The organism is Methylobacillus pratensis (assembly GCF_054072455.1).
Map to the genome: position 1 here is coordinate 164,928 of NZ_JBSUSR010000007.1, position 16,506 is coordinate 181,433.

Genomic DNA, 16,506 nt, shown 5'->3' on the forward strand with positions numbered 1-16,506 from the left:
CATTTAAAAAATTCGCCTAGAAGAATTCGATGTAACGGTTGATTTCCCAATCCGATACATGGCGTTGATAATCGACCCACTCGGCGCGCTTGAGCTTGATGAACTCTTCCGTGAGCGAGTTGCCCAGCGCATCGCGCAGCACCTGGTTGGCCTCAAGCTGGGCCAGCGATTCGTTGAGGTTTTGCGGCAGGATGCCGATGCCCTGTTCCTTCATTTCAGTCAGGCTCAGGTCGAACAAATTAGTGGCATGGCCGGGCCCGGGATGCAGCTCGCGCTTCACGCCGTCTAGGCCCGCCGCGATCACCGCTGCCGTGGTCAGGTAGGGGTTGCAGCTTCCGTCCGGCAGGCGCAGTTCCAGGCGGCCATAAGGAATGCGCACCATGGTCGAGCGGTTGTTGTTGCCGTAGGAAATATAGGCGGGCGCCCAGGTCGAGCCGGTAAGCGACTGGCTCACCACCAGGCGCTTGTACGAGTTGACGGTAGGCGCGGCCAGCGCGGTCAATGCCGGGGCGTGGTGCAGGATGCCGCCGAGGAAGTGATAGGCCAGCGTCGAGAGGCCGTGGCCGGTCGTGTCGCCGTCGTCATGGAACAGGCTCTTGCTGCCGTCGCCGATCGACATATGCATGTGCATGCCGTTGCCGGGGCGGTTGCCGAACGGCTTGGGCATAAAGGAACAGGTCATGCCGAGCTCGTTGGCGATATGGCTGGCCGCCATCTTGAACAGGATGTAGTCGTCCGCGCTCTTGAGACAGTCGGCGTAGGTGTAGTTGATCTCGAACTGGCCGTTGGCGTCCTCGTGGTCGATCTGGTACACGTCCAGCCCGGCCGCGATCAGCGCTTCGGTCAGCCGTTCGAGGAACACCGCCTGCCGCGTCATGCCCTTGTAGTCGTAGCAAGGCTTTTGCAGCGTATCGGTCTCGTCGCAGGGATGCAGCGCGCCCTTGTCGTCGCGTTTGAGCAGCGAGAATTCAGGCTCCAGTCCGGTGTAGAGCGTCCAGCCATGCTCGGCCAGGCACTCGACCTGCTTCTTGAGCACCACGCGCGAGTCGTATTCATACGGCTTCTGGTCGACATGGCCGTCGCAAATGATACGCGCGTAGCCGGGCTGCCAGGGAATCAGGCTCAGCGTGGACAAATCGCCCACCGCCATGTAGTCCGGGCCGTTGGGCAGGATGCCCATGCCCCAGATCGCACCTCCAGCGAATCCCGCGCCATCCTTGAGAATGGATTCGAGGTGGGCTGCAGGCACCGACTTTACCTTGGCGACACCGTGGATATCCACGAACTGCGCCAGCACGTATTTCACGTTGTTATCGGCCAGGAACTTCTTCGCCGCCGCCAATTGCTCGGCCGGCGTGCCTGGCTGATACGTGAACTTTCCATCTACTATCTTCATAACATAACTCTCCGAGTCCAATTGAGTTTTATGAATAGGCCGCGAAATAGCGCCCTATCCCGACGGGTCCGCCCTTGTGCTCGTGAGCGATGCCTGCGATCACTTCCCACAAATATGAACCGTACGAACTATCACACCACAGCCTGTAGAGGCTCTCCTCCTCCTGCAGGTCCTGGCGTATCAGGACTACGCTGACCCCGGCGAATTGCGTCATGACGACGTCTTGTGCGCCGAGGGAAGCGCGAGTTAAATCAATGGAACAAACTTCTGAAAACAACGCCTGCATCGCGTGGCCGCCGATCACGAACGACGCTTCCACATGCGGTACCGGATACACTCCTTCGGCCCCTGCGTAGGCTTGTGCCAGCCTTTCGCAGCTTGTGCCTCCCGGCGCATCCTCGATCAGGAATTCGCTGTTGCCCAGGCGCAATACCAGGCTGCCGTCCGCGCTATGCACCCAGCTATTGGCGCGCGGCGGAATGGCGACACCCTGCCCGACAAGCCATTGGGCGGCATTCGCCCCCTTGACGCCGAACTTGCGCAGGAAGCTCGCATCCGCGACTCCCAGATTCTTTTTCCTCTCTTCTTCCAGCTCCTTGCCGCCAAAGTGAGCCGCCACTTTCATCTGCTCGATGACGTCCCAGGCAATCTGTTCGCCATGCGCGTGGTTCAAGGCATGGGCGATGGGAGTAATGAGTTTTTCTGTCTGCATGTCAGGTCTCAATGTTGGCTGGCAAGAAAGTGGAAAGGCACTACGGTCGCAGGCGCCATCGCGCCGCCATCGGTGCGGATATCGAAACCTGAACCCACGGCGCTGTGCTGCGGCGCGACATAGGCGAAGCCGATCACGCGGCCCACGGTTCTGGAATACGCAATACTGGTGACGCGGCCTTCGATCTCGCCGTCGCGGATCACCAGGTTGCATTCGAACGGCATCTCCCCCGCATAGCCGGGGTTGAGCGCAAACGCCACCAGGGCCTTCTTGAGCGTGCGCTTGGCGATGATCTCCAGACTGCGCTTGCCGATGAAATCCGGCTTGTCCATGGCGATCGCATGCTGCGCGCCGATTTCCAGCGGGTTGGTCAGGCCGTCGGTATCGATGCCGGGCATGGCGTGGCCCATCTCCAGGCGCAGGATGCGCTGGGCATCGGTGCCGAACGGCTTGAGGCCCAGGCTGGACCCCGCACGCATCACCTGTTCCCAGACGAAAGCGGCTTGCGGGGTGGGCACATGCAGCTCATAAGTGCTGTCGGACACGAAAGCCACGCGCAGCAGTCGCACCGGCACGCCGGCAATCTCGGCCTCACGCGCGCTGTGCGGCTGTTGCTCGCCGAGGTTGAAATTCACGAGCCCGGACAACACCTGCCTTGCCAACGGCCCGGCGACGTTGATCGCGGCATAGGAGCCGGTGACGTTGACGAGGCCGATATCGAGCTGCCAGAGTTGCTGCCAGCGCTGCATCTCACGGTAGACTGCGGCGGCATTCGAAGTGCCGGAAGTCAGGTAGAACAATTCTTCACCCAGCCGGTGTGCCAGGCCGTCATCCACTACCACGCCTGTTTCGTCGAGCAGCATGGTGTAGCGCGACTCGCCTACCGCCATATCGGCATAGCGGCCGGTGAAGAAGCGTTCGAGAAACACGCCAGCCTCCGGCCCGTGCACCTCGATCTTGCCGAAAGAGCTGCTGTCGATGATGCCGGCCTTGCTGCGCACGGCCTCCACTTCGGCGAGGATGGTGTCCTGCATGCCCAGGCCAGGCACGGCATAGTAGGCGGCGCGCTTCCAGGGGCCGACATCGGTGAACACCGCGCCCAGCGCCGCATTGACGTCATGCAGCGGCGTGGTGCGATGCGGATGGAAGCCGCGCCCGCCCAGGTGCCCGATCGGCGTGGGATGGAAGAACGGACGCGAGGTCGTGGTGCCGATCTGCTCCACCGGCACGCCGCGCAGACGAGCGAGGATGCGAATCGCGTTCATGTTGGAATGTTTGCCCTGGCTGGGACCCATGCCGACGGTGGTGAAACGCTTCATCAACTCGATGTTGTCGAAACCTTCCTTGGCGGCGTTGATGAAGTCCTTGACCTGGATATCCTCGTCGAAATCGACGAAATTCTTGCCCTTGGCATGCATGACGATGGGATAAGGGTGGCTTTGCGCACTGGCGCTGACTGGCACGCTGGCAGCCTCCGTCAAGTCTTTGCCGATATGGCGCATCGCAGCCACCGCGGCTCGCTTGCCATCGGCCAGCTTGTCGGCCAATGCATAGACGCCGTTGACGCGTCCTGCGGCGAAGATACCCGCGGGCAATTTGTTGGGAACGAACTGGTGCACGCCATAGTCGTAGCGCATCGCGGTGCCTGCCTGGTACAACAGGTTGGCAGCCGGCGCCCAGCCCGCGCACATCGCCACGCCGTCGCACTCGATGCGGGTCTTGCTGCTGGTGTCCGCCTCGGCGCTGTCGGCAATGTAGGGCGCAACCACCACGGCCTTGACGCTGAACTTGTCGGCGCCGTGCTCGACTTCATGAATCGCGCTGCCCTGCAGGGTTTTTACGCCGCGGCGCGCCAGCCCGGCAGGCAGGCCCGCATCCACTTCGGTACGCAGGTCGATCAATGCCGCCACCTTCACGCCTGCTTCCAGCAGGTCGTGGGCGACGCGGTAGCCGTAGTCGTTAGCGGTGAACACCACGCCATGCTCGAACGGCCTGACGCCGTAGCGATGCAGCAGGCGCTGGGCGGCGGAGCCGAGCATCACGCCGGGAATATCGTTGTTGCGGAACACCGGCGGCTGCTCGAAAGCGCCGCTCGCCATCACCACTGCCCCGGCGCGCACCTTGACCATGCCGTCCTTGGTCACCACGGGGATCAGATGGTCGGGATAGTAGCCAGCGGCGTAAGCGCCGGTCATCACGGCGATATTCGGCAATGCCTGCACTTCGGCGGCCAGTTCTCCCAGCAGCTTGCTGGATTCCTGGCTGCCGCCCCAGTCGAAGCCGAGGCTGCCGCCGAGCTGTGCATTCTCGTCCACCAGCACCACGCGCAGCCCCTGCTTGCCTGCCTCGATCGCCGCCGCCAGGCCGGAAGCGCCCGCGCCGATGACCAGCACGTCGCAGTGGATATGCTGCTTGGGCTTGGTGATGCGCGGATAGTTGAAGTTGACCACGCCCAGGCCAGCCGCCTTGCGGATGACATTTTCCCAGAACGGGAACATCTTCTTGGGCGTATGGAACGCTTTGTAGTAGAAGCCCACGGGCAGCAACGGAGCGATGCTGTCGATAATGCGGCTCTTGTCCTTGCGCACGCCGCCGTCGGTATTCACGGCTTCAAACACTGCGCCATTGCTCACAGCCACCACGTCGCCGCGGATATTGGTGTCCAGCCCGTCGGTCAGCATCACGTTCACGTCGTGGTTGGCCAGGCTGAGGACGCCGCGCGGACGGTGGTACTTGAAACTGCGCCCCAGCACTTTTTCGCCGTTGGCCCAGAGCGCACTGGTGATGGTATCGCCCTCGAAGCCGCTGAATTCCCGGCCCTCGAAGCTGAACTTGACGACAGCGGCACGGTTGATCCACTCGCCTTGTTGCTTGGTCAAACGCGCGCTCATTTGCTGCCCTCCTGCCCTTTCAGATATGTACGAATCACTTGGTCGGTCAATGTGTTGCGCTCGACGATGAACCAGGTGCCGCTGGGCGCGTGGTACCACCACTCCTGCTTGAGGCCGGGCGCGCCGTGACGGTTGTGCACGTAATCGGCCCACTCCTTGTCGCTGCAATCGGCAGCGGGCGGGATGCGCAATTCGCCGCCATAGACGAATTCGCTCAGCGGTCTGGCTCCATTCACGGGACAGGTCAGTAATTTCATCGTGTATTCCTTATCTATGTCCTGGCTCAATGGCCTAGTCCTGACTCAATGACCTACTGAGGCCGCACCCTTTTCGCCAGTCAGCTCGTAATCCTCGAAGCGCGACAGGCGGAAGGAATGGATCAGCTCGGGCGCCTGGTCGCGCGCGATGGTCTCGGCCATGGTCTTGCCGCTGATCGGCGTCGCCTTGAAGCCCCAGGTGCCCCAGCCCGCGTCGAGGTAAAAGCCCTTGACCGGCGTCTTGCCCATTACCGGCGCGAAATCCGGCGTCATGTCGGCCATGCCCGCCCACTGGCGCACCACCTTGATATTGGAAAGGAAGGGGAACATGTCCAGCATGTGCGAAGTCAGCCCCTCGACGAAATCCAGAGTCGAGCGCGTGGAATGCACTTCGTAAGGATCGAGCGAGGAACCCATCACCAGCTCGCCGCGCGAGGACTGGCTCACATACACATGCAGGCTGCCCGAGACGAGGATAGTGTCGAGCCACGGCTTCATCGGTTCGGTGACACAGGCTTGCAGCGGATGGATGACGATAGGCGTTTCCACGCCCACCATCTCGCAGATTCTCGGCGTGAAGCCCGCCACCGCGGACAACACATTGTTGGTGGCGATATAACCCTTGTTGGTGTTCACGCCCACTACCTGGCCGCCCTTCACGTCGATGCCGGTGACTTCGGTGTTCTGGAAAATCTCCACACCCAGTCGGTCCGCGCCTCGGGCATAACCCCAGGCCACGGCATCATGGCGCGCCACCGAGCCCGGCGCATGATAGAGAGCACCAACGATGGGCGCCTTGCCGCTACAGCTCAAATCCAGTTGCGGACAGGCCTTGGCGATTTCGTCCGGGCCGACCACGTAGCTTTCCACGCCCACATGCTTGTTGACCTCGGCGCGCCAGCGCATGGTGCGCATCGCGGATTCGGTATGCGCGAGCGTGAAGTGGCCGCGCGTGGAATAGAACAGGTTGAGGTCCAGCTCTTCGGAAAGGTCTTCGTAGATCTTGACGCTGGCGTCGTAGAACTTCACGCCTTCGGGTGTGAGGTAGTTGGAACGCACGATGGTGGTGTTGCGGCCAGTGTTGCCGCCGCCGATATAGCCTTTTTCCAGCACCGCGACATTGGTGATGCCGTGGTGCTTGGCCAGGTAATACGCCGCTGCCAGGCCGTGGCCGCCGCCGCCGATGATCACCACGTCATAGGATTTCTTCGGCGTGGTGTGCGCCTGGAAAAAACGCGTTCCGGGATACTCCCTGCTCAACGCGTATTTAAGCAATCTCAACGGCATTTATCGTGGCTCCAAAAGACGTTAGTCATCAACACTGCACTACACACTTTAAGTAAACTTTTTTTCTCTAAAAGAAACTTTAGTGCATTTATACCGAGGTCAAAAAACAGCGTCAACACATTTATGAAACTTTTTTTCATAAAAAGAAACTTTGCACCAAAAACAAGCAAATTCAAGGTGATAGGCACCATATTTGTGCATGTTTTTATCCATTTCACGGCATAACAAAGACCATGCAACCTGGATGCCAGGTAACACTTCAAAGTCTGGGAAAATTGAAAACCTCGGGAAAGAGAAAAGTGCGTCTCGAGCGAGGGCGCATGCAAAAAAGTCGTCGAAGACATCGAGACTCAACGGTCAGAACATCATCCCGTATTAGAATCCTATCCAGACATACTCTTCAGCACAGAAAAGGATCGAGCCTTGAGCATATTGGAAGCCCTCAAATACGTTTCTATCGTCGTGATCGGCCTGCTGCCCATCATGAACCCGCTCACCACGATCCCGCTGTATATGGCGCTGACGCGCCAAATGACAGTCGAGACCAGAAAGCGGCAAGCCAAGAAAGCTTGTATCTACGCGTTCTGCATCCTCACGACGTTCCTGTTGCTGGGCAACGGCATCATCAACCTGTTCGGCATTTCCATGCCCGGGATTCGCGTCGCGGGCGGCATCATCATCCTGATCCTGGCCTTGCGCATGATCTTCTCGGGACTGGATTCGTCCTCCAGCGTGGATTCAGAGCCTGACGAAATCAAGCATGCCAACCTGGATTATTCGTTCTCGCCATTGGCGATGCCCAGCATGGCGGGGCCGGGCTCGATCGCGGTCATCATGAGTTTCGGCTCGCAGATTCCCGAAGGCTCCCACCTCATCGGCGACCCCATCGTCATTGCCGGGATTGCCATCACCACCGGCATCGCCTACCTGGCGCTGTCCTCGGCCACCTATATCGAGAAAATGCTGGGCGAACACGGCATGCAGGCCGTCACCAAGATCATGGGCTTTCTGCTCACCTGCGTGGCGGTACAGTTCCTGGCGTCGGGCATACGCGACTTCTATATCGAGTTTGCCAAGATGTAGAAACGGTCAAGGCCTCTCGCGAGGCCTTGATGTCATTGAGTAGCTGAAACTTTAGCCGAAACTTATAGCTGCTGCATATAAACCACGATCAGCACCGCCACGCCAATGGCAACGAACGGCATGATGCCCGCGCGTTTCTTCACGCCCGCCTCGTCGCCCATGTGCATGTCCTCCAGCATGGCCTTGGGGAACACGCCTTTGTCCTGCACGTAGTGGCGGTAGAGGAACACCGGTACGATCAGGGCAGCGCATACCACGCCGGACCATAAGGTGCCCTCGCCCCAGATATTGGCGCCCAAGCCCATCAGGGCGACATTCACAAAGCTCAAGATGGTGCCCAGGACGATCAGGATCAGCGGCGCCTTGTAGGGGCGCTCCCACTTCGGCCGGTCCAGGCGATGGATCCAGCCGGCATTGAGGTTGAGGAAGTTGAACATGATGTAGCAGACATTCGACACCGCCAGCACAAACACGTAATCGGACATCAGCAGCAGCACCAGGTTGAAGCAGAGGTCGGTCCACATGGCGCGCGTCGGCGCTCCGTGCTCGTTGGCATGGGAAAGGTATTTGGGCAGCCAGCCATCCACCGCGCCCTGGAACAAGGTACGGGAAGAGCCCGCCATGGAGGTCATGATGGAAAGCAGCAGGGCCAGCACCAGCATGATGACGATGATATTGCCCAGCTGCTGGCTGCCGCCCAACATGGACGCTAGCGCGCTCGCGACGCCCATGCCGCTATAAATGTCGGGGGCCAGCATGCCGTCGTAGACTGCGGGGCTGGTTTCATTGCCTGCGGCATCCAGCACGGCGGGCGTCACTAGGTGGCCGAGGCCGAGGTCCGCCTGGAACGCGATCGGCACCAGGGTGAACACGGCGAGACAGAGCAAGCCTGAGTAGAAGATCGCCTTGAAGGTGTCGGTCTTGGGATTACGGAACTCGCGCGTATAGCAGACGGAAGTTTCGAAAGCATAGGTGGACCAGGCCGCAATGAACATGCCGCCTGCCATAAGCTTCCAGCCCTCGATATCCCAGGCGCCGTTCACCACGTTGCCGGCCTCGTCGTAAGCTAGCGGGGCGACGGGGAGGAAATTGGCTGCGGAAATGTCGCCAGTGAGGATGGGCACGATGCCGATCAGCATGAGCGGGATCAAGGCCGCCAAGCCCAGGATCATGGTCACGCGCGAAGAGCGCAGGATGCCGCCGTGCTGGATGCCGAACACCCCAAGCAGCACCGCCGCGCCGAGAATAAAGGTGGCGTCGATGCGCAGGCTAAGCCCTGACTTGATAAAGCCGAGGTCCATCAAAGTAATCTGCCAGGTATTGATCACCGCGTCCGCCGGGAACATCGCCAGCAGGATATAGCCTGCCGCCAGGCCGGAACCGATCGCCAGCACCGGCGTCCAGGCCAGCCAGTTGCACCACACCGAGATCGGCGCGATGAACTTGCTGTAGCGCACCCAGGCAATGGCGCCATATACAGAGGCGCCGCCGGACTTGTGCGGGAACATGCCCGCGATCTCGGCATAGGTGAACGCCTGGATGAAGCCGAAGGTGATCGACAGCATCCAGGCCAGCCAGGCGGGCTTGCCCACGGTCGAGGCAATCGCGCCAATCGAAAACAACACCAGGGCCGGCACGCCGCTGGCAACCCAGAATGCGCCCTGCCAGCCTATCTTGCGGTGCAGGCTGCCGGACTTGGGCGGGTCGGCCAGGGTCGCTGCCGTGACATCTAGGGATGGGGTAGCACTCAATTTGCAGTCTCCTGAACATGAACATCAAGATGCGGGAATGCATCTTCTCCAGGATTGCATTGGATAACGGATGGGCTGGCTGCCACAATTCCCACTACGGATTACTACTTAGGAGGTATCTATCCGGAATGTAAGTCACTACTTACATCTGCCAACAACAGCTCTGGCTCGCCTCATATCTCTCAACCCGAGACTAGACGCGAGGATGCAGACAGTACGAGTAGTACGGCAAGGCAGAGCAACGACGCCAGAAGGGTTTTGTTAGTGGCTCTTATGACGGTGCGCCCAGACAGCGGCCTCCAGCCTGCTGGTGAGGCGCAGCTTGCTCAGCAGGTGCTTGACGTGCACCTTCACAGTGGTGTCGGAAATGCCCAGCTTGCGCGCAATCGCCTTGTTGCTCAGGCCATCCGCAAGGCATTGCAGGATTTCCTGCTCGCGGTCGGTCAGGGAAACCTGGTCCGGGGTGGCGGGTGCGAGTTTGCCAACCTGCTCCTGCAACGCTTGCCTGAGCACCTCGGTCAACCGGTCCTGGATCACGGTCACGCCTTCCGCGATTTTCTTCAAGCTGCCGCAAAGCTGTTCCGGCTCCATGTCCTTGAGCAAATAGCCGTCCGCACCTGCCCGCAGGGCTTCCAGCAGGTCGTCCTCGGCATCGGACACGGTCAGGACGACGAAGCGTGCCTGGAGGTCGCCGGCCTTGAACCTGCGCAAGGTCTCCAGCCCGTCCACCCCTTTCATGTTGAGGTCGATCAGCACGATATCCGGCGCCAGCGCAGGCGCCCGCTCCAGGCCTTCCAGCCCCGAGGAAGCCTCGCCGACCACCTCGAACAGCGGGTCGGCGCCTATCATCTGGCTCACGCCTTTGCGGAACAGGGCATGGTCGTCAATCAGGAATACCTTCAGCATAGTGTTCACTTACTTTCGTGCAAGATATTGAAATAACCTACTGGTTGAGCTTGGGTGTGAAAATCAGCCTGACGCGCGTGCCGCCCTGGCGCCGTGCGCTGACCGTAATATCCCCGCCCAGGCTGTATGCCCGGTCGCGCATGATGCTCTGCCCGTAATGGCCTGGCTCATCCGTCGCCGCGGCAGGCATGCCGACGCCATCGTCGTCGATGGTGACCACGACGGTGCTGCCAGGTGTGTAGGCTAGCGCCACCACGACGTTATGCGCGCCCGCATGGCGGATGATATTGGAGAGCGCCTCGCGTATCACGTGCAGGATGTGGAATTCCTCGTTCACGGTCAAACGGCAGTTGACTAGGCGGTTATCCAGCGTAATCGCAACCGAGGAGCGGTTGGAGAATTCGTCGATCGCCGCCTGGATGGCAAACCCCAGCCCGCGCACATCCATATGCATGCGGAAAGTGGAAAGCAGCTCGCGCAATTCGCGGTAGGCGGTATCCAGGCCTTCGCGCAGCTCGCTCGCAATCTCGTTAGTCACTTCGCTGGTTTCCCCTGGCTCTCCGGACTTCTGCGTTTGCAGCCGCGCGATCTGGATCTTCATGTAGGAAAGCGACTGCGCCAGGGAGTCATGCAGTTCGCGCGCAATCGCGGCACGCTCCTCGAACAAGGCCAGCCGCCGCGCCTGCTCCTCCCGGCTTTGCGCGCCCAGCACCAATGAAAGCAGTTGCGCCGTGATTTCCGCCAGCGAGATATCGGACTCGTATAACTCCTGGCCGGGCTTCGCTTCCAGGATCAGCATGCCGAAATTGTCCCCCTGGCAGGCGAATGTCGCGGCAATGCATTCGTGGCCCAGCATGAATTTGGCCGAACGCTGCGTCGCCAGGTCGCGCAGCACTTCCTCCGGCAAGGCCTCCGGGGCGTATTGCGAAAACAGCAAGCGCTCGCCCCGGCTCTCCCCGCCGTCCAGCATGAAGCGCAAGGATACGTTGCGTAGGTCCAGGCTGCTTTCCATCGAGTAGATCATGGTCCTGAGCACGGACTCGTTCAGCACATTGTCATTCAGCGAGAGCACCAGGCCGTGCAGGAAGGTGCGCGCGCGCAATAGCCGGCGCAGCAGTTCGCTCCGCGTGCGGTTGAACCACTCGGTTTCGGACTTGAAGCCCTGCATCTGTGCGGAGAACGCCTGCACCACGCCTTCCAGCTGGGAGAGTTCGTCCATATGCCGGCTGTCCCGCGCAGGCAACTGCTCGCCCGGCAGCATGGCGACCAAGGCTGCGACGCGGTCTATCAATATCTGCTTGACCAGCAACGCCACCGCGACCAGGCAGCACAACAGTAGCAACAGACCCATGAACTGCAGCATCACCAGCACCGTCTGCTTTTCATCTACATCGCGGCGCAACGCATCGAGTAGGGCGTCGTGGCCTGCCAATATCGACTGCATAGCTTTTGCACCAGCACCCCCTTGTGGTCCCGCAAGATAAGCGGCTTCATCCTGCTGCAACCGGGCAATCAGCGCGGCCAGCTTGCGGGACTGGTGCTCTGCATACCACTGACGGGAGGTATTGCCGCTGGTCAATGTCGCAGCGCTCCAGGCAGGCGGAGGCTGCCGCATTTCGGCATTGCCGGGAAACTGGCTCCATTCGAGCTTGCGTTGCGCCAACTGCTGGATTGCGGATTGGCTGGCGGGTATGTAATCTAGAAGGAACAGCGAGCCTGCCTGCATCATGACGGCCAGTATCGCCGCGCAGGACAGCAGCATGACGAGGCGCAGGTACAGCGCATGACGCAGCAAGCGCTCACGCAGGATGCCGAGCGGCTTGACCAGCCTTGTCTTGATGGTTCCGGATTGCAAATTGTTCTAGCCTTTAGCCACTGCCATGAGCCTATATCTTTTCAGCACACTGATACTGAGCATTATCTTCCTGCTGGTGTTCAACAGCTGGTGGACCGCCAGCGCGCCCTTTGCCACCCACCTCACCGGGCTCCTCATCGTCAGCAGCATATTGCTGACGCTGCTGCTGATGGCGGCGCTCTCGCCCGTGCTGGCACGGCAGAACATCGGCCGCATGCAGGCCCGCATGCGCAGCCCCAACTGGGAGCACGAAGTCTCCTCGCGCCTTTCGTCGCCCGCAGCGGTGGTGGAGAACCATACGGTGGTGTTCGCCAACCAGGCTTTCCTCAACGAGCTGGGCATGGCCGGCATGTCGGACCAGATCGTCGGCATGCCGCTCACTAACGTCATCCACCCGGGAGACCACCAACTGCTGGCGGCATTGCTGGCCAATATCGATGCCCCCGCCAGGGAGGATAGCACTTTGCGCCTGCTTTGTTTCGACGGCACCGTGCTGCCGAGCAAGCTTTCCCTCTCCCCCATGGGGCATGGCGCCACCCACCAGCGCCTGCTGCTGCAATTCTCGCTGGTTTCCAGCGGGCCGGCCACCGGCGTGCGCTTCAACGAACAATTCAACTACCACCTCCTCATCAACCGCCTGGAGGAAGTGGTGTTCGAGCTGCAACGCGGCAACAGGCTGAGTTTCCTCAACCCGAGCTGGGAAGCCCTGCTCGAGTACTCGATCGAAGAATCCCTGGGCAAGCCGTTGATCGACTTCATCCACCCCGAGGACAAGCCGCTCGCGATTGCGCGCCTCGACTCCATCGCCCGCGGCAAGCGCCTGCGCTGCAACGAGCAGATCCGGCTGATCAAGCGCAACGGCGAGCCATGCTGGGTGGAAATCCGCGCCCGCAGCTCCGCCATGACGGAAAACGAGGGCGCCAGCGTGCTCGGCACCCTCACCGACATCACCGAGGCGCGCCAGATCGAAGCCGGCCTCAGGAGCAACCGCCACTCCCTCAGCAGCCTGATCAACAACGTGCCGTGCATGATCTACCGGCGCAAGGCCGACCACGGCCTCAATTTCGAGTTCGTCAGCGACGGCAGCCTCAACCTCACCGGCTACGGCACGCATGAGCTGATCGCCAGCCCCGCCCTCAGCTTCAGGAAGCTACTGCACCCGGGCGATTACCAGGTGTGGGAAACCGCCCGCGAACAGCTCACGCAGCGGCAGGCGTTGCAGGCAATCTACCGCCTGTATTCACGCAACGGCTCCTACCAGTGGGTCTGGGAGCAAGGCAACGGCATCTATGCCAGCACCGGCGAACTGCTCGCCGTGGAAGGCTTTATCGCCGCCCTGGGCGGAGAAAATGCCGAGGCGGCCCCGGCCTTCATGCATCTGCAGCACCAGCTCAGCCACTGAGAGCGGCCAAAACTCTCATGGCGTTGTGCCCTGCCTTGCCGAAGAAGTAAGAGCCTGTTCAATGTCTTTTCATCGGGCACGCATGGCTCCAAAACGTGTCCGGTCAAGGCGCAGTCCGCAGGTAATGCTGATGCCTTGCCAAGGATTGCAACGCAGAGCGGGCGCGTTTTGGAGCCGTGCCCTTTGGGTTTCCCCGGCAGCGCAGCCGCTGCGGCGTTGCAAATCCTCGCCGGGCAATAAGCCCGTCTGCGGTTTGCGCCTTTTCGACTACCCTGCCGGGGCAACGTGCCTGATGAAAAGACATTGAACAGGCTCTAGGCAAGGCGGCACATTTATCACGTTTTAAAACACAACCATATCATTCCGGCTGCGTGCCTGGCGGCAACATCTCGCCATCGTCGTGCTGCGACAGCCACGCCACCACGGGTTCGTGGTACACCTTGATGCCCTTGTATTCCAGCAGGTCGGGGTGCAGGTCGCGGATCACGCGATGGAAACGCTTCACCCAGCGCGGGTAGGTCGCCATCTCCTCCAGGCTCATGAGGTAGCAGCGGATGCTGAACAGGATGGCGTTGCTGCGCGGCAAGCGGAACAGGCTTTGCAGCTCCACCCGCAAGTGCGCTTTCTCGCCCGCATTGCCGGCATCCACTTTCAGCCGGTCAGGACCCCATTCCGGGTAATGCTCCGGCGAGGTATCCAGGCGCGGGTTGATGGTCATGGTCCAGTTGAGGCGGCGCACCGGGCTGCCCTGCTGCAGGCTCATGAGGAACTTCAGCGCGCGGTCCATGATGCCCATTTTCTCTACCTGCGGCACAGGACCATGCCATTCCTGCCACGACATGCCGACATCGAATGCGAGCGACCAGTCGGCCTGGCTGGTGATGAAGCCCGCATCGGCGAATAATGTTCCCTCGCGCTGGTCGAGCAACACGAAATCGCCCTGCACCTGCCGGCCCATGTACTCGAAAGGCTCCATCGGCAACGTGGAGGCGTCGCCGAACACGAAGCTATCCTCTATGCCCAATACCAGGTTGTTCCAGGTCCAGCGCTCGCCATGCTTGCTCAGCTTGAATTGCGCCGGGTAATCGCGCGCCAGGCTTTCCATGGTGAGTTCCAGGAAATCCCATTGCGCGTCCATCATGTGCGGCAATGCCGCATAGCGCCCACGGTCCTGGTCCAGGGTCGCCCATTTGTCCACGCACTCGTCGGCATAGTGCTCGTCGATATCGAACGGGTGCTCATAGACGGAACCTTGCGCGCCGGGCTTGTGCGGCTCGATGTTGACCGAATACATGTAGTGGTCCTGGTCGAACGGAAAGGGAAAACGCCGGATCGCCGCGGGAGAGTTATGGAAAGTATAGGCGCCGCGGAAGGTTTCCGCGTCGAGTTTGTAGGCAAGGTTGTTCATGGTGCACCTCAGAGGTTGAGTTCAATAAACGAGCATTTGGCGCGGGAAACGCAAGGCATGATCTTGCCGCCCGAGCGCCTTTCGTCTTCGGACAGGTAATGGTCGTGATGCTCGATCACGCCATCCGTCGCCAGCACTTCGAGCTCGCAGCGGCCGCATGCGCCGCCGCGGCACAGGTAGGGCACGTCGACGCCGGCAGCCTCCATGGCCTCCAGCATGCTTTCCTCGGCCCCCACTTCCACCACCCGCGCCGACTGCTTGAGGCGAATGGCGAACGGCTCGCCCACGGGCGGCGCAAGGAACTCCTCATGGTGGACATGCGCCTCGGGCCATCCCAGTCGGCTGGCGGTATTCAGCACGGCGTCGACCATGCCGCCGGGGCCGCAGACATACACATGCGTCCCTAGAGGCTGGCGTGAAAGCAATGTGGCGGTATCGAGCGCCTGCCCCTGGCTCTGGTCGTAGCAAACCAGCCTGCCGCCCAGCAAGCCTTGCAGCTCGCCGACGAACCCGGCGTGGCGCGGGGAGCGGAAGGCGTAATGCAGTTCGAAATTCGCCCCGCTGCGCAGCAAGTCATGCACTTGCGACATGAACGGCGTGATGCCGATGCCGCCCGCCACCAGGATGTGCTTGCGGCCGACACGCGAAATGCCGAACAGGTTGACCGGCCAGGAGATTTCCAACGCCGTGCCCACCTTGACCTGCTCATGCATGAAGCGCGAACCGCCGCGCGAGTTCTCCTGCAGGCGCACGGCAATCTGGTAGTTGCGGCGGTCCGAAGGCGGGCTCAGCAGCGAATAGGCGTTGCGGTGAGTACGCGGCCCTGCCGGCATGGACACCACCACATGGCTGCCGCCGGAAAACCCGGGCAATTCGCCGCCATCGGCGGCAATCAGGGTGAAGCGGCGTATGCCTTCCGCCGCCTCGGCAATCTCGGCAACGATCACTTTCAAGCTGCTCATGGATAAATCTCCTCGGCCGCTGGTATCTCGCCGGGCGCTTCGGCATCGACCATCAGCCCCATATAGGCGCCGAGCCGGCGCGAGAAATGGTCGCGCACGAACAGATGGCGCCGGCAGCCGACGCATACCGCGATATTGGTCGTGACATGCGGCGTAATTGTCTTGCAGTGCACGCAGTACACCGGGCGCGCCAGCGACACATGCTGCTCGCGCATGATATCGGCATTGAGCACGCCATGCTTGGCGGCCAGCGTCGAAACCTGCCAGAGGAAGTCCTCATCACCGGCTGCATACAGGCGCGTACCCATGTACGCGTTGGAAAGCAGGGCATCGAAAGCGGCCCATAGCGCCTCCTGGCTGGTGAATACCTGCACGCTGTCGCCTGCCAAGGATTTCAACGCGGCGGTGTAATCCGTTTCCTGACTGGTCAGGTACAGGATGGCGCCAGGTTGTTCGGGCAGGCGCTGCTGGTAGAGGCGCAGCACGGCACGCCCGGCCTCGCCCTGCGCCAGCACCACATGCGCCTGCGCCTGGTGCTGCCAGGCCAGGCTGGCATACACCGGCTTGCTCCTGATCCAGTATCCATGCTGCATGGC

General features: G+C 61.0%; 13 protein-coding genes. 2 read left to right on the forward strand and 11 right to left on the reverse strand.

The window, feature by feature from the left end; all coding sequences use genetic code 11:
• Window positions 1-16 precede the first annotated feature (16 nt).
• From glnT to ACW4YW_RS14120, 5 genes are read right to left on the reverse strand one after another with little or no spacing between them, the layout of a single operon-like run.
• Window positions 17-1,396 (reverse strand): type III glutamate--ammonia ligase, encoded by a 1,380-nt coding sequence (gene glnT, locus ACW4YW_RS14100; RefSeq protein ID WP_457138130.1) that lies wholly within the window; start codon window positions 1,394-1,396, stop codon window positions 17-19.
• A 28-nt stretch (window positions 1,397-1,424) separates the two neighbouring features.
• Window positions 1,425-2,108 (reverse strand): hypothetical protein, encoded by a 684-nt coding sequence (locus ACW4YW_RS14105; protein WP_457138131.1) that lies wholly within the window; start codon window positions 2,106-2,108, stop codon window positions 1,425-1,427.
• Between the two features lie 8 nt (window positions 2,109-2,116).
• Window positions 2,117-4,999: a 2Fe-2S iron-sulfur cluster-binding protein gene (locus ACW4YW_RS14110; RefSeq protein ID WP_457138132.1), complete on the reverse strand. Its 2,883-nt coding sequence runs from the start codon at window positions 4,997-4,999 to the stop codon at window positions 2,117-2,119.
• Window positions 4,996-5,256, reverse strand: coding sequence for a sarcosine oxidase subunit delta (locus ACW4YW_RS14115; protein WP_457138133.1), 261 nt, complete (start codon window positions 5,254-5,256; stop codon window positions 4,996-4,998). The genes ACW4YW_RS14110 and ACW4YW_RS14115 overlap by 4 nt, the downstream gene beginning before the upstream one ends.
• A gap of 45 nt (window positions 5,257-5,301) precedes the next feature.
• Window positions 5,302-6,543 carry an FAD-dependent oxidoreductase gene (locus tag ACW4YW_RS14120; RefSeq protein ID WP_457138134.1) on the reverse strand — a complete coding sequence of 414 codons (1,242 nt, stop codon included), beginning with the start codon at window positions 6,541-6,543 and terminating at the stop codon, window positions 5,302-5,304.
• Between the two features lie 423 nt (window positions 6,544-6,966).
• On the opposite strand from ACW4YW_RS14120, the gene ACW4YW_RS14125 reads away from it, so the two are divergent.
• Window positions 6,967-7,626 carry a MarC family NAAT transporter gene (locus ACW4YW_RS14125; protein ID WP_407994718.1) on the forward strand — a complete coding sequence of 220 codons (660 nt, stop codon included), beginning with the start codon at window positions 6,967-6,969 and terminating at the stop codon, window positions 7,624-7,626.
• 62 nt (window positions 7,627-7,688) lie between these two features.
• On the opposite strand, the gene ACW4YW_RS14130 is transcribed toward ACW4YW_RS14125, so the two are convergent.
• From ACW4YW_RS14130 to ACW4YW_RS14140, 3 genes are all read right to left on the reverse strand, one after another.
• Complete coding sequence (locus ACW4YW_RS14130) at window positions 7,689-9,377, reverse strand: APC family permease (RefSeq protein WP_457138135.1); 1,689 nt, start codon at window positions 9,375-9,377, stop codon at window positions 7,689-7,691.
• 261 nt (window positions 9,378-9,638) lie between these two features.
• On the reverse strand, window positions 9,639-10,283 hold the full coding sequence (gene narL / locus ACW4YW_RS14135; protein ID WP_457138172.1) for a two-component system response regulator NarL: 645 nt from the start codon (window positions 10,281-10,283) through the stop codon (window positions 9,639-9,641).
• Window positions 10,284-10,320: 37 nt separating this feature from the next.
• On the reverse strand, window positions 10,321-12,138 hold the full coding sequence (locus ACW4YW_RS14140; RefSeq protein WP_457138136.1) for a histidine kinase: 1,818 nt from the start codon (window positions 12,136-12,138) through the stop codon (window positions 10,321-10,323).
• 25 nt (window positions 12,139-12,163) lie between these two features.
• On the opposite strand from ACW4YW_RS14140, the gene ACW4YW_RS14145 reads away from it, so the two are divergent.
• The gene (locus tag ACW4YW_RS14145; protein ID WP_457138137.1) at window positions 12,164-13,540 is read left to right on the forward strand and encodes a PAS domain-containing protein; all 1,377 of its coding nucleotides are present in this window, start codon (window positions 12,164-12,166) and stop codon (window positions 13,538-13,540) included.
• A gap of 358 nt (window positions 13,541-13,898) precedes the next feature.
• Here ACW4YW_RS14145 and ACW4YW_RS14150 read toward each other — a convergent pair whose 3' ends face one another.
• Genes ACW4YW_RS14150 through ACW4YW_RS14160 form a run of 3 tightly spaced genes read right to left on the reverse strand, consistent with a single transcriptional unit; the run spans window position 13,899 to window position 16,503 of the window.
• On the reverse strand, window positions 13,899-14,948 hold the full coding sequence (locus tag ACW4YW_RS14150; protein ID WP_457138138.1) for a heme-dependent oxidative N-demethylase family protein: 1,050 nt from the start codon (window positions 14,946-14,948) through the stop codon (window positions 13,899-13,901).
• Between the two features lie 8 nt (window positions 14,949-14,956).
• Window positions 14,957-15,910, reverse strand: a complete 954-nt coding sequence (locus tag ACW4YW_RS14155) for a PDR/VanB family oxidoreductase (RefSeq protein WP_457138139.1) — start codon at window positions 15,908-15,910, stop codon at window positions 14,957-14,959.
• On the reverse strand, window positions 15,907-16,503 hold the full coding sequence (locus ACW4YW_RS14160; RefSeq protein WP_457138140.1) for a dimethylamine monooxygenase subunit DmmA family protein: 597 nt from the start codon (window positions 16,501-16,503) through the stop codon (window positions 15,907-15,909). The genes ACW4YW_RS14155 and ACW4YW_RS14160 overlap by 4 nt, the downstream gene beginning before the upstream one ends.
• Window positions 16,504-16,506: the final 3 nt, after the last annotated feature.

What these genes read in the sequence shown, in the direction of transcription:
- glnT (WP_457138130.1), bottom strand. Translation starts at nt 1,396, where the DNA reads ATGAAGATAGTAGATGGAAAGTTCACGTATCAGCCAGGCACGCCGGCC.
- ACW4YW_RS14105 (WP_457138131.1), bottom strand. Translation starts at nt 2,108, where the DNA reads ATGCAGACAGAAAAACTCATTACTCCCATCGCCCATGCCTTGAACCAC.
- ACW4YW_RS14110 (WP_457138132.1), bottom strand. Translation starts at nt 4,999, where the DNA reads ATGAGCGCGCGTTTGACCAAGCAACAAGGCGAGTGGATCAACCGTGCC.
- ACW4YW_RS14115 (WP_457138133.1), bottom strand. Translation starts at nt 5,256, where the DNA reads ATGAAATTACTGACCTGTCCCGTGAATGGAGCCAGACCGCTGAGCGAA.
- ACW4YW_RS14120 (WP_457138134.1), bottom strand. Translation starts at nt 6,543, where the DNA reads ATGCCGTTGAGATTGCTTAAATACGCGTTGAGCAGGGAGTATCCCGGA.
- narL (WP_457138172.1), bottom strand. Translation starts at nt 10,283, where the DNA reads ATGCTGAAGGTATTCCTGATTGACGACCATGCCCTGTTCCGCAAAGGC.
- ACW4YW_RS14145 (WP_457138137.1), top strand. Translation starts at nt 12,164, where the DNA reads ATGAGCCTATATCTTTTCAGCACACTGATACTGAGCATTATCTTCCTG.
- ACW4YW_RS14150 (WP_457138138.1), bottom strand. Translation starts at nt 14,948, where the DNA reads ATGAACAACCTTGCCTACAAACTCGACGCGGAAACCTTCCGCGGCGCC.
- ACW4YW_RS14155 (WP_457138139.1), bottom strand. Translation starts at nt 15,910, where the DNA reads ATGAGCAGCTTGAAAGTGATCGTTGCCGAGATTGCCGAGGCGGCGGAA.
- ACW4YW_RS14160 (WP_457138140.1), bottom strand. Translation starts at nt 16,503, where the DNA reads ATGCAGCATGGATACTGGATCAGGAGCAAGCCGGTGTATGCCAGCCTG.